The 12303-nt window shown below is 67.8% G+C and carries 9 protein-coding genes and 1 pseudogene; 4 read left to right on the forward strand and 6 right to left on the reverse strand.

Annotated elements, in window-relative coordinates:
• The 3 genes from LRS03_RS18245 to LRS03_RS18255 are packed head-to-tail and all read right to left on the reverse strand — an operon-like array spanning position 1 to position 3691.
• Positions 1 to 1713 carry an ABC transporter ATP-binding protein gene (locus tag LRS03_RS18245; protein WP_257827236.1) on the reverse strand — a complete coding sequence of 571 codons (1713 nt, stop codon included), beginning with the start codon at positions 1711 to 1713 and terminating at the stop codon, positions 1 to 3.
• Positions 1710 to 2756: an ABC transporter permease gene (locus LRS03_RS18250; protein ID WP_257827238.1), complete on the reverse strand. Its 1047-nt coding sequence runs from the start codon at positions 2754 to 2756 to the stop codon at positions 1710 to 1712. The genes LRS03_RS18245 and LRS03_RS18250 overlap by 4 nt, the downstream gene beginning before the upstream one ends.
• Positions 2753 to 3691, reverse strand: a complete 939-nt coding sequence (locus tag LRS03_RS18255; protein ID WP_257827240.1) for an ABC transporter permease — start codon at positions 3689 to 3691, stop codon at positions 2753 to 2755. The genes LRS03_RS18250 and LRS03_RS18255 overlap by 4 nt, the downstream gene beginning before the upstream one ends.
• A 178-nt stretch (positions 3692 to 3869) precedes the next feature.
• On the opposite strand from LRS03_RS18255, the gene LRS03_RS18260 reads away from it, so the two are divergent.
• The 4 genes and pseudogenes from LRS03_RS18260 to LRS03_RS18275 all read left to right on the forward strand — a co-directional run bounded on the left by LRS03_RS18260 (position 3870) and on the right by LRS03_RS18275 (position 9521).
• Positions 3870 to 5681: an ABC transporter substrate-binding protein gene (locus LRS03_RS18260; protein ID WP_257827242.1), complete on the forward strand. Its 1812-nt coding sequence runs from the start codon at positions 3870 to 3872 to the stop codon at positions 5679 to 5681.
• 251 nt (positions 5682 to 5932) lie between these two features.
• Positions 5933 to 7009: pseudogene (locus tag LRS03_RS18265) on the forward strand (ABC transporter substrate-binding protein); the annotation flags it as partial.
• A 64-nt stretch (positions 7010 to 7073) separates the two neighbouring features.
• Positions 7074 to 7499 carry a periplasmic substrate-binding domain-containing protein gene (locus LRS03_RS18270; RefSeq protein ID WP_257829713.1) on the forward strand — a complete coding sequence of 142 codons (426 nt, stop codon included), beginning with the start codon at positions 7074 to 7076 and terminating at the stop codon, positions 7497 to 7499.
• Positions 7500 to 7502: 3 nt separating this feature from the next.
• A complete protein-coding gene (locus LRS03_RS18275) occupies positions 7503 to 9521 on the forward strand; it encodes an acetoacetate--CoA ligase (protein WP_257827244.1) in 2019 nt (672 codons plus the stop codon).
• Between the two features lie 299 nt (positions 9522 to 9820).
• On the opposite strand, the gene LRS03_RS18280 is transcribed toward LRS03_RS18275, so the two are convergent.
• The 3 genes from LRS03_RS18280 to LRS03_RS18290 are packed head-to-tail and all read right to left on the reverse strand — an operon-like array spanning position 9821 to position 12298.
• Positions 9821 to 10630, reverse strand: a complete 810-nt coding sequence (locus tag LRS03_RS18280; protein WP_257827247.1) for an SDR family NAD(P)-dependent oxidoreductase — start codon at positions 10628 to 10630, stop codon at positions 9821 to 9823.
• A gap of 4 nt (positions 10631 to 10634) precedes the next feature.
• Positions 10635 to 11384, reverse strand: coding sequence for an SDR family NAD(P)-dependent oxidoreductase (locus tag LRS03_RS18285; RefSeq protein ID WP_257827250.1), 750 nt, complete (start codon positions 11382 to 11384; stop codon positions 10635 to 10637).
• Entirely contained in the window at positions 11381 to 12298 is a 918-nt protein-coding gene (locus tag LRS03_RS18290) for a branched-chain amino acid ABC transporter permease (protein WP_257827252.1), read from the reverse strand. Before LRS03_RS18290 ends, LRS03_RS18285 begins: the two co-directional genes overlap by 4 nt.
• Positions 12299 to 12303 lie beyond the last annotated feature (5 nt).

Consider the following 12303-nt stretch of genomic DNA (forward strand, 5'->3'; position numbering starts at 1 on the left):
TCAGGCGGCCGCGGCGCCGGGTGCCAGCCCGCGCGGCACGGCGGCCAGCAGGCGGCGGGTGTAGTCCTGCTGCGGAGCGTCGAGGATCTGCGCCACGCTCGCCTGCTCGACCACCTCACCATCCTTCATCACCAGCACCTCGTCGGCCATGAAGCGCACCACCGCGAGGTCGTGGCTGATGAAGACATAGGCCAGGCCGAGTTCGTCCTGCAGGTCCTTGAGCAGGTTGAGCACCTGGGCCTGCACCGACACGTCGAGCGCGCTCACCGCCTCGTCGAGCACCAGCACCTCGGGGTCGAGCGTGAGGCAGCGCGCGATGGCGATGCGCTGGCGCTGCCCGCCCGAGAACTCGTGCGGGTACTTGTGCAGCGTGGCTTCGTCGAGCCCGACCTTGGCGACGAGCTTGCGCGCCTTGTCCTGGCGCTCGGCATCGCTCGCGCCGAGGCCATGGATGCGCATCGGCTCGACCAGCGTCTGCCCGATGGTGAAGCGCGGGTTGAGCGAGGCATACGGGTTCTGGAACACGACCTGGATGCGACGGCGCATCGGAAGCAGCTCGCTGCGCGGCAGGCCGAGCAGCTCGCGCCCGTCGAACATCACCTGCCCGCCGGTCGGGCCTCCGTTGGGGTCGTGCAGGCGCAGGAGCGCGAGGCCCATCGTCGTCTTGCCCGAGCCCGATTCGCCGACCACCCCGAGCGTGTGGCCGCGGCGCAGCGTGAAGCTCGCACCCTTCACCGCCTGGAACTCGCGCCGGCCGAAGATGCCCCGGCGCAGCCAGTAGCTCTTGCGCAGCGCGGTGGCTTGGATCACCACCGGCGCGTTCGGGTCCTTCGGCGGGGCGGCCAGCCTGGGCGCCACACCGGCGATGTGGTCGTCGATGGTGGCCAGGCGCGCACCGCGGTGGGCGAGCGTCGGGCGGCAGGCGAGCAGCGCCTGCGTGTAGGGGTCTTGCGGCGCGGCGAACACCCGCGCCACCGCACCCTGCTCGCGCACGGTGCCGCCGCGCATCACCACCACCTGGTCGGCGATCTCGCCCACCACGCCGAGGTCGTGGCTGATGAAGAGCATGCTCATGCGGTGCTGCTGCTTGAGCCGCGCCAGCACGTCGAGGATCTGGCGCTGGATCGTCACGTCGAGCGCGGTGGTCGGCTCGTCGGCGATCAGCAGCTTGGGCTCGCAGGCGATGGCCATCGCGATCATCACGCGCTGCTGTTGGCCGCCCGAGAGTTCATGCGGATACGCGGACAGGCGGCGTTTCGGCTCGGGCAGGCCCACTTCGTGGAGCAGCGCTTCGGCGCGGGTGACCGCCTGGCGCGGGCTGAGGCCGAGGTGCTTGACGAGCGGCTCGCACAGCTGGTGGCCGACGGTGAACACCGGGTTGAGCGAGCTCATCGGGTCCTGGAACACGCAGGCGATCTCGCGGCCGCGCAGGGCCTGCAGCTCGGGCAGCGTGGCGGCGAGCAGGTCGCGGCCCTGGAAGGTGATGGCGCCCTGACGCTCGGCGTTGTCGGGCAGCAGGTTGAGCACCGACATCGCGGTCACGCTCTTGCCCGAGCCCGACTCGCCGACGAGGGCCACGGTGGTGTTCTCAGGAATGTCAAAACTCACGCCCTCGTCGCCCCGGCCGACCGCCTGGAAGCGTTGCACCACGCCATCGGCCTTGCCGGTGCGGAAGGACACGCGCAGGTTCTGAAGCGACAGCAGAGCGCTCATTCGAGGCCTCGCAGTTTGGGGTCGAGTGCATCGCGCAGCGCATCGGTGAAGAGCGAGAACGCCGTGACGAACACCGCCATGAACGCGGTCGCGGCGACCAGCTGCCACCACTGCCCGAGGATCAGCTCGTTCTGCGCCTCCTGCAGCATCGTGCCCCACGACACGTCGTCGACGCCGACGCCCAGGCCCAGGTACGACAGGATCACCTCGAACTTGATGAAGCCCACCACCAGGAGCGACATGCGCACCAGCACCACATGGCTCACGTTGGGCAGGATGTGGCGGAACATGCGCGAGGTGGTCGACGCGCCGATCGCTTCGGCCGCGCGCACGTACTCCCGCGCCGAATGCTTCATGAACTCGGCGCGCACCTGGCGGTACACGCCGGTCCAGCCGACCAGCGCGAGGATGATCGCCACGCTGCCGATGCCGCGGCCGAAGACCACCGCGAAGACGAGCAGCAGCAGGATGTCGGGCATCGCGGTGAAGACGCTGTAGAGCCACTCGAGAAAGTCGCCGATGCGCCGCCCGAAGAAGCCGGCCAGCGCGCCCAGCACGGTGCCGATCAGCGCGGCGATCACCGCGCCCACCAGGCCCACCACCACCGAGGTCTGCGTGCCCTTGGCCGCCTTGGCGAGCACGTCGCGGCCGAGCCGGTCGCCGCCGAAGGGCAGCGTCTCGGCCTTCACGGTGTCGGCCGAGCGCAGCTGGGCCGCTCGTTCGGCCCATTCCCTGTAGCGCGGGGCCAGCGGGTCCACGTCGGAGAGGTCGATGTTCGGGCCCTGGGGCACCGCGATGGCGGTCGACTCGACCTTGGGCGCCGGGCCCATGAAGGTGGGCCGCGCGTTGGCCACGCCCACTTCGGCCTGCCAGTTGCCCGCCACCACGCCGCTCGCGGTGAGCACGATGAGCAGCAGGAAGCCCAGCACGACCACCATCGAGGCGAGGCCCACCCGGTCGGCGCGCAGCCGCTTCCAGGCCGCGACCCACACGCCGTCGGAGGCCACCGACAGCACCGCACCATTGGCGACGACCGCGCTCATTTGAGGACCACCCGCGGATCGACCAGCTTGTAGAGGATGTCGGCCAGCAGGTTGATCAGCATCGTCAGCACGCCGAGGTAGATCGCCACCGACTGGATCACCGGGTAGTCGCCGCGGTTCACCGCCAGGATGATCTCGCGCCCGAGCCCGGGGATGGAGAAGAACACTTCGATCAGGAACGAGCCGACGAAGACCCCCGGCAGCATCAGCGCCACGTTGGTGAGGATGGGGATCATCGCGTTGCGCAGCACGTGGTGGAAGAGCACCGTCTTCTCGGTCATGCCCTTGGCGCGGGCGGTGCGCACGTAGTCGTGCCCCAGTTCGTCGAGGAAGAAGCTGCGGTACAGCCGCAGCTGCGGCGCCACGCCCACCATCACCGCGAGCAGCGCCGGCAGCGGCACGTAGGTCGTGAGGTTGGTGAGCACCGAGTCGCTCCAGCCCTGCACCGGGAACCAGCCGAGCTGGAAGGCAAACACGTACTGGCCGACGATGATGTAGACGAGAAACGAGATCGACAGCGCCACGGTCGTGATCACCATCGCCGTGCGGTCGGCCAGCGAGCCGCGCCGGTAGGCCACCCACATCGCGATCGGGATGGCCAGCAGCACGTCGAGCAGGAGGATCGGCACCATCACCGTCAGCGTGGCCGGCAGGCGTGTGGCGAAGATGTTGCTTACCGCCTCGTTGGTGGCCCAGCTGTTGCCCCAGTTGAAGGTGACCACGCCCTTCAGGTAGATCCAGAGCTGCACGTACCAGGGCTGGTCGAGGCCGAGTTGCTGCCGGATGGCCTCGATCTGCGCGTTGCTGGCGTTCAGGCCGCCGAGGATCACGGCCGGGTCGTCGCCCACCGCCTTGAAGAGGAAGAAGACCAGCAGCAAGACCCCGAGCAGCGTGGGGATCATCTGCAGCAGGCGGCGGATGACGTAGGCGGCCATGTGTGGTGGAGGCGTCGTGTGGGCTTGAGTCGGTGCGAGCGCGAGTCTAAGCAGGTCTGCGCGGGAATCGCCCCGCGTTTGCCCGGGGCAATCCCGAGCGCTGGCAACGCAACTTGCGTGCCGCCGTGCGGTCCATCCACCTTAGACTTTGGCGCGAATCTTCCAAGGAGACCGATCGATGACGCGTGGCCTCGGTGCCGCCCTGATGGCGCTCGTCGTGCTTGTGGCGCCCGCCGCGCGGGCACAAGGCGACGCCACCCCCAAGGTGCTGCGCTATTCGTTCCGCGTGGCCGAGACCGGTTTCGATCCGGCGCAGATCTCCGACCTGTATTCGCGCACCATCGCGGCCAACATCTTCGAAGCGCCGCTGCAGTATGAATTCCTCGCGCGACCGTTCCGCTACCGGGCCAACACGGTGGCGTCGATGCCCGAGGTCAGCGCCGATTTCAAGACCTTCACCTTCAGGCTGAAGCCCGGCATCTACTTCGCCGACGACGCCGCCTTCAAGGGACAGCGGCGCGAGCTGGTGGCCGCCGACTATGTCTACGCCTGGAAGCGCCATGCCGACCCGCGCTGGAAGAGCCCCAACTTCTACATCCTCGACAACGCAAAGATCGTCGGCCTGACCGAGCTGCGCAACGAGGCGCTGAAGAACAAGACCCCCTTCGACTACGCGCGCGAGGTCGAGGGCCTGAAGGTGATCGACCGCTACACCTTCCAGGTGAAGACCGCCGAGCCGCGCCCTCGCCTGCTGCTCGAATTCACCGATGGCTCGGCCTGGGGCGCGGTGGCGCGCGAGGTGGTCGACGCCTATGGCGACAAGATCATGGAGCACCCGGTGGGCACCGGGCCCTACAAGCTCAGCAGCTGGCGGCGCGCCTCGAAGATCGTGCTCGAGAAGAACCCCGCCTACCGCGAAGAGGTCTACGACGAAGAGGCGCCTGCTGGCGACCCCATCGCGCAGGCGGCGGTCGCGAAGCTCAAGGGCCGGCGCCTGCCGATGATCGACCGCATCGAGATCGACATCGTCGCCGAGAACCAGCCGCGTTGGCTCGCCTTCCTCAACGGCGAGCACGACATCCTGTGGGAAGTGCCGAACGATTTTTCCGACATCGCAATGCCCCGCAACGAACTCGCACCGAACCTGAAGAAGCGCGACATCACCCTCGTGCGCTACCCACGCGCCGACGTGACGCTGTCGTACTTCAACATGGAAGACCCGGTGGTGGGCGGCTACACGCCGGAGAAGGTGGCGCTGCGCCGTGCGGTGTCGCTCGCGATCGACCTGGAAAAAGAGATCCGACTGTTGCGCAAGAACCAGGCGGTGCCCTCGCAAGGCCCCATCTCGCCCAGCACCTGGGGCCACAACCCCACGCTCAAGACCGAGATGAGCGACCACGACCCCGCACGCGCCAAGGCCCTGCTCGACCTCTACGGCTATGTCGACCGCGACGGCGACGGCTGGCGCGACCTGCCCGACGGCCGCCCGCTGGTGCTCGAATACGCGACCCAGCCCGACCAGTCGTCGCGCCAGGGCGCCGAGCTGTGGAAGAAGAGCATGGACGCGATCCAGGTGCGCGTCGCCTTCAAGGTCGCCGCCTGGCCCGAGAACCTCAAGGCCTCGTCGAGCGGCAAGCTGATGATGTGGGGCGTGGGCTGGTCGGCCGGGGCCCCCGACGGCGAGACCTTCCTCGCGCTCGGCGACGGCAACAGCAAGGGCCAGTCGAACAAGTCGCGCTTCGACCTGCCGGCCTACAACCGCGCCTTCGCGCTGCAGAAGCGCCTGCCCAACGGCCCTGAGCGACAGGCCGCGATGGACGAGGCACAGCGCCTGATCGTCGCCTACGCGCCCTACAAGTTCCATGTGCACCGCATCTTCAGCGACCTGTCGCACCCGTGGGTGATCGGCTATCACCGCAACAACTTTGTCCGCGAGTTCTGGAAATGGATCGACATCGACGTGGCGCGCCAGCAGGAGGCGCGCCGATGAAGCGCCTGGTGGTGGCTGCTTGGCTGGCCGGCGCGGCGCTGCTCGCGAGCGGCGTGGCCGCTCAAACACCCACGGCGGCCGTGCCGCCCAAGGTGCTGCGCTACGCCTTCCCCGTGGCCGAAACCGGCTTCGACCCGGCGCAGATCAGCGACATCTACTCGCGCATCGTCACCGCCCACATCTTCGAGGCTCCCCTCGCCTACGACCACCTCGCGCGGCCCTACAAGCTCAAGCCGTCGACGGCCGTGGCCATGCCCGAGATCAGCGACGACTACAAGACCTTCGTCTTTCGCATCAAGCCGGGCATCTACTTCGCCGACGACCCGGCCTTCAACGGCAAGAAGCGCGAGCTGGTGGCCGCCGACTACGTGTATTCGGTCAAGCGCGTCTACGACCCGAAGCTCAAGTCGCCGGGCCAGCAGTCGCTGGAAGACGAAGGCATCATCGGCCTGCAGGCGCTGCGCGACGAGGCGCTCAAGACCGGCAAGCCCTTCGACTACGACCGCGAGGTCGAAGGCCTCAAGGTGCTCGGCCGCTACACCTTCCGCGTGAAGCTGCGCGAGTCGCGCCCGCGGCACCTCTACTCCGTCTGGAGCGGGCGCGACGTGGGCGGCGCCGCGGTGGCGCGCGAGGTGGTCGAGCGTTATGGCGACAAGGTGATGGAGCACCCGGTGGGCACCGGCCCGTTCCGCCTGGTCACCTGGCGCCGCAGCTCGCAGATCGTGCTCGAGCGCAACCCCAACTACCGCGAAGACCTCTACGACGCCGAGCCCAACGCCGACGATGCACAAGGCCAGGCGCTGCTGCAGCGCTTCAAGGGCCGGCGCTTGCCGATGATCGACCGGGTCGAGCTGTCGATCATCGAGCAGTCGCAGCCACGCTGGCTGTCCTTCCTCAATGGCGAGCAGACCTTCATCGAGCGTGTGCCCAACGAGTTCATCGACCAGGCCCTGCCCGGCGGCAAGCTCGCGCCCCACCTGGCCAAGCGCGGCGTGCAGGCGCACCGCGCGCCGGGGTCCGACGTGACCCTGCTCGTCTTCAACATGGAGAACCCGGTCGTCGGCGGCTACACGCCGCAGCAGGTGGCGCTGCGCCGGGCCATTGCGCTTGGCAACAACGTCGACCGAGAGATCCAGCTCGTGCGCCGCGGCCAGGCCATCCGGGCGCAATCGATGATGACGCCCTTCACCACCGGCTATTCGGCCGAGCGGCGCACCGAGATGAGCGAGTACAACCCGGCGCGTGCGAAGGCGCTGCTCGACCTCTACGGCTTCGTCGACAAGAACGGCGACGGCTGGCGCGAACGGCCCGACGGCTCGCCGCTCGTGATCGAGATGCTCACGCAGTCCGACGCCAGCAGCCGCCAGCTCGACGAGCTTCTTCAAGAAAGACATGGACGCGCTCGGGCTGCGCCTGGTGCTCAAGGTCGCGCAGTGGCCCGAAAACCTGAAGTCGGCGCGTGCGGGGCAGTTCGTGACCTGGCGCGTGGGCTCGTCGGCGGCTTCTCCCGACGGCCAGGGTGCGCTCGAGCGCGACTATGGCCCGTCCACCGGCAAGGGCAACCTGGCGCGCTTCCAGCTCAAGGCCTTCGATGCGATCTACGAGCGCATGAAGGCGCTGCCCGACGGGCCCGAACGCCTCGCGCTCTTCGACGACGCCACCAAGCTCATCGTCGCCTACATGCCCTACCGCATCGGCGTGCACCGCATCCTCACCGACCTGAGCGATGCGTCGCTCGTGGGCTATCGCCGGCCGGCCTTCTGGCTCGACTGGTGGCAGTACGTCGACATCGACACCGAAAAACTGAAGAAGCCCTGACGCATGAGCACCGTTCCCGAGCCGCAGATCACCCGCTTCACCCGCTGGCTCGCCAATGCGCGCGGCCTGCACTTCGACGCCACCACGACCGAGGGCTACGACGCGATGTGGCGCTGGTCGGTGAGCGACCTCGACGCGTTCTGGTCGGCGGTGTGGGACTACTTCGACCTGCAATCGCCCACCCCGCGCAGCACCGTGCTGGTGGAAGAGAAGATGCCCGGCGCGCAGTGGTTCCCCGGCGCGCAGCTCAACTACGTGCAGCAGGTGTTTCGCCACGCCGATGCCGCGCATGCGGCCGGCCATCCAGCGATCGTGTTCCAGAACGAGCGCATGCGCGAACGCGGTGAGCTGCAGGAGGTGAGCTGGCCCGAGCTGCGCCGGCAGGTGGCCTCGCTCGCGGCGCATCTGCAGCGCCTCGGTGTCGAAGCCGGCGACCGTGTCGTCGCCATCCTGCCCAACACACCGCAGGCCGCGGTGGCGTTTCTCGCGGTGGCGAGCCTCGGCGCCGTGTGGTCGGTGTGCTCGCCCGACATGGGGCCGGTGGCCGTGCTCGACCGCTTCCGCCAGATTGAGCCCAAGGTGCTGATCGCCTGCGACGGCTATGTGTACGGCGGCACGGCGCACGACCGCCTGCCAGTGCTCGAAGGCCTGCTCGCCGACCTGCCGAGCGTGCAGCATGTGGTGCTGTGGCGCTACCTCGATGAAGCCGCGTCGACGGAACGCCTGGCCAGCGCCACGCGCCAGGTGCACGACTTCGACACGCTGACCGCCGACGACGCCACGCTCTCACCGCGCTGGGTCGCGTTCGACCACCCGTTGTGGATCGTCTATTCCAGCGGCACCACCGGCCTGCCCAAGCCCATCGTGCACGGCCACGGCGGCGTGGTGCTCGAAGCGCTGAAGATGGGCCGCCTGCACAACAACCTCGGCCCGACCGTCGAGACGGGTGACCGTTTCCACTGGTACAGCGCCACCGGCTGGATCATGTGGAACTGCCAGGTGAGCGGCCTGCTCTTCGGCACCACCCTCTGCCTTTACGACGGCAACCCCGGCGGCAAGAGCAAGTCGCCGGACTGGACGACGCTCTGGCGCTTTGCGGCAGACGCCAAGGTGACCTTCTTCGGTGCCGGTGCCGCGTTCTACGCGAGCTGCCTCAAGGCCGACGTGCATCCAATGGACGTGGCCGACCTCTCACGCCTGCGTGCGATCGGCTCCACCGGCTCGCCACTCGCGAGCGATTGCTACCGCTGGGTCTACGACCGCCTGCCCAAAGTGGGCGGCGAGAAGATCTGGCTCACCTCACTCTCGGGCGGCACCGACTTCGCTGGCGCCTTCATCGCCGGGCTGCCCACGCTGCCGGTGGTCGAGGGTGAGATGCAATGCCGCTGTCTTGGGGCCGCTGTTGAAGCGTGGAACGAACAAGGCGAGCCCCTGATCGACGAAGTGGGCGAACTCGTCTGCGCCAAGCCCATGCCCTCGATGCCGCTCTACTTCTGGAACGACCCAGGCAACCAGCGCTACCACGACAGCTACTTCGACATGTACCCCGGCGTCTGGCGCCACGGCGACTGGATCCGCATCCTCCCGAACGGCGGCTCCATCATCTACGGCCGCAGCGACGCCACCATCAACCGCCACGGCATCCGCATGGGCACCTCGGAGCTGTACCGCGCGGTGGAGGCCCAACCCGAAGTGCTCGACAGCCTGGTGGTCGACCTCGAATACCTCGGCCGCGAGAGCTACATGCCGCTCTTCGTCGTGTTGCGCGAAGGTGTGACGCTCGATGCGGCGCTCGACAAGCGATTGCGTGATGCGATCAAGACGGCGCTTTCGGCGCGGCATGTGCCGAACGAGATCTTCCAGGTGAGCGCGATTCCGCGCACGCTCTCGGGCAAGAAGATGGAGTTGCCGGTGAAGAAGCTGCTGATGGGCACGCCGGCCGAGCAGGTGTTCAAGCTCGATGCGATGGCGAACGCGGATTGCGTGCCTTGGTTTGTTTCGTTCGCGGCCAAGCGTTCTTGAATCGGAGCGGCGAGGAGGGCTTGGGGATGCGGATTCCTCCGTGTCCCTCCTTGATGAACGCTCCCGCGTTCATCAATTCCTTCCTTTACCTACGGAATCCGCATCCCCAAGCCCTCCTCGCGGGAGACGCACGGCCGGTGCACGATTTCTAGCGGGGCACGGCCTTTCGCGCCAAGGGGCTGGGGTGAGCAAATCCCGGAGGTAAAGGAGGAGCCCAATCACCACGGGAGTGGTGATTGGGCGGGGGACACGTAGGGATTTGTTCACCCCAGCCCCTTGGCGCCGCTCCGACGAAAGAGTCACTGACTGGCAGTGATCCCCCCATCCAGATACAGCACCTGCCCCGTCACGAACGCCGCAGCCGGCGAACAGAAGAAAAGCGTCGGCCCCACAACATCCGGCGGATCCCCGACACGCCCCAGCGGAATGCGCTCGGTGACTTGCCGATACGTCTCCGGGTTGTCGAGCCAATGCCGCGCCATCTCGCTGCGCACGACGGTCGGCGCCACCCCATTCACCGTGATGCCGTGCTCTGCCAGCTCCATCGCATGCTGCTTCACCAGCATCACGAGGGCGCCCTTGGTCGCGCAATAGGCCGAGTAGCCGCGCTTGCGCAAGCCGAGCTGCGAGCGCACCGACAGCATGTGCACCTGTCGCCCGGCCATACGGCCTGCAGCAACGCCTGCGATCTGGTGCTTCGCCACCGCTTGCGCGAGAAACATCGCGGCCTTCAGGTTGACCTGCACCACCTCGTCGAAGGCTTCTTCGGTCACCTCGGCGAGTTTTTCTTCGCGTTGGATGCCGACGCAGTTGACGAGCACATCGAGCGCACCGAAGTGCGCCGCGACGGTGTCGACCGAGCTGCGGATGTCGCCGACCGAGTGCGCGTCCATCGCGAGGCCGAAGGCGTCGAGGCCGGCGTCGCGCATCCTGGCGGCGAGGGCCTGCGCCTTGTCGGCGCTGCGGCCGGAAACCGCCACCCGTGCGCCGGCCAGCGCCAGGCCCCAGGCGACGGCTTCGCCGATGCCGCCGTAGCCGCCCGGCACGTAGGCCACGCGGCCTTTCAGGTCGAAGAGGCCGGTCAAGGTGTGGGGAAGCAAATCGCTCATCGCATCAGTCCATCAAGAGGCCACCGTTGAGGTCGAGGATCTCGCCGGTGATGAAGCCGGCCAGCGGTGAAGCCAGGAAGCGCACCGCATGCGCGAATTCCTCGGGCTCGCAGAAGCGGCCGACCGGGATCTGCTTCAGGAGCTCTTGCCGCTGCGCTTCGGTGAGCTGCTCGGTGATCATGGGCGTTTTTACGTACGCGGGGGCGACGCCGTTGGCCGTCACGCCGAAGGGGGCCAGCTCGCGTGCCAGCGAGAAGGTCAGCGCACTCATCGCGCCCTTGCTCACTGAATAGGCGGTGCCGGCGGTGAGGCCGCCGGTCTTGGCCGCGAGCGAACTCGTGTTGATGATGCGGCCGAAGCGGCGGCTCTTCATGCCCGGCACCACCGCCTGCGCCCAGTACATCGCGCCGTCGAGATTGGCGCCCAGCACGCGGCGCCATTCGGTGTCGCTCGTCGCCTCGATCTTGTTGTTGGACAGGATGCCGGCGTTGTTGACCAGGATGTCGATGCCGCCGAGGCGTTGCTCCACCAAGGCGTGCGCCGCGCGCACCGCGTGGATGTCGCTGATGTCGCAGGGCACGGCCAGCACCGCTCCGCCGTAGGTGGCGACGAGCGGTGCGAGCGAGGCTTCGTTGACGTCGACGAGCGCCACGCGGCAGCCGTCTTCGATGAGCGCGGCCACGACCGCGCGGCCCATGGTGCCGCCGGCCCCGGTGACGAGGGCGATCTTGTGGCGAAGGGGGAGAGGTGTCATGTGTCGAGGACGCTTTTCTTGCCGAAGAGACCGCGCGAGCGGAAGGTGACCACCGCGATGAAAAGCAGGTACATGGACATCAGCGACCACTCGGAGGCATAGGCCCCGGTGACGCCGACGATCAGCCCGACCAGGAGGCCCGCGATGACCGCGCCCCACAGCGAGCCCACGCCACCGAGCACGATGATGAGGAAGGCCGGCACCACCGCGTCAACGCCCACGTGCGGTCGGATGCCCCAGATGGGCGCCATCACGACGCCCGCAATGGCTGCGAGTGCCACGCCGAGCGCAAATACCGCCGAGCGAAGCCGGCCGAGGTGGATGCCGAGCGCCCGCACCATCTCGCTGTCGTGCGCGCCCGCCTTGATGATGGCGCCGTAGGGTGTCTTTTCCAGGAAGAGCCACAGCGCAAAGATCGCGATGATCGCGAAGGCGCTTGCGAACACGCGGTAGCGAGAGTAGATGATGTCGCCCATCAGGAAGGCACCCGAGATCGCCTGCGGCAGCGGCATCTGCTGCTCGTTGGAACCCCAGGTCAGCCGGATGAGTTCTTCGATCACGAGCGCCGCGCCGAAGGTGAGCAGGAGCCCGTAGAGCGGGTCACGCCCGTAGGTGCGGCGCAGGCACAGCTCGAGCAGCAGCCCGAAGAGGCCGACAAGGATGGGCGCGAAGAAGAGCGCGATCGCATAGCGGGTGCCGAGCGGCAGGCTCATGTACGCCGCCTGCGCCTCGGGGAACCAGCCGAGCTTGGGTGCGAGCAGGAAGAGTGCCGCGTACATGCCCAGCGCGAAGAGCGAGCCGTGCGCGAGGTTGATGGTCTCCATGACGCCGACGATGAGCATGAAGCCGAGCGCGATCAGCGCCAGCAGCAAGCCCAGCGACAGGCCGTTGACCAGATGAGGCAGCAGATCCATCGCGC

This window comes from Rhizobacter sp. J219, from assembly GCF_024700055.1.
GTDB lineage: Bacteria > Pseudomonadota > Gammaproteobacteria > Burkholderiales > Burkholderiaceae_C > Rhizobacter.

Excerpts from the sequence above, each read along its gene's own strand:
- LRS03_RS18245 (WP_257827236.1), bottom strand. The coding sequence starts at position 1,713 with ATGAGCGCTCTGCTGTCGCTTCAGAACCTGCGCGTGTCCTTCCGCACC.
- LRS03_RS18250 (WP_257827238.1), bottom strand. The coding sequence starts at position 2,756 with ATGAGCGCGGTCGTCGCCAATGGTGCGGTGCTGTCGGTGGCCTCCGAC.
- LRS03_RS18255 (WP_257827240.1), bottom strand. The coding sequence starts at position 3,691 with ATGGCCGCCTACGTCATCCGCCGCCTGCTGCAGATGATCCCCACGCTG.
- LRS03_RS18260 (WP_257827242.1), top strand. The coding sequence starts at position 3,870 with ATGACGCGTGGCCTCGGTGCCGCCCTGATGGCGCTCGTCGTGCTTGTG.
- LRS03_RS18270 (WP_257829713.1), top strand. The coding sequence starts at position 7,074 with ATGGACGCGCTCGGGCTGCGCCTGGTGCTCAAGGTCGCGCAGTGGCCC.
- LRS03_RS18275 (WP_257827244.1), top strand. The coding sequence starts at position 7,503 with ATGAGCACCGTTCCCGAGCCGCAGATCACCCGCTTCACCCGCTGGCTC.
- LRS03_RS18280 (WP_257827247.1), bottom strand. The coding sequence starts at position 10,630 with ATGAGCGATTTGCTTCCCCACACCTTGACCGGCCTCTTCGACCTGAAA.
- LRS03_RS18285 (WP_257827250.1), bottom strand. The coding sequence starts at position 11,384 with ATGACACCTCTCCCCCTTCGCCACAAGATCGCCCTCGTCACCGGGGCC.
- LRS03_RS18290 (WP_257827252.1), bottom strand. The coding sequence starts at position 12,298 with ATGGATCTGCTGCCTCATCTGGTCAACGGCCTGTCGCTGGGCTTGCTG.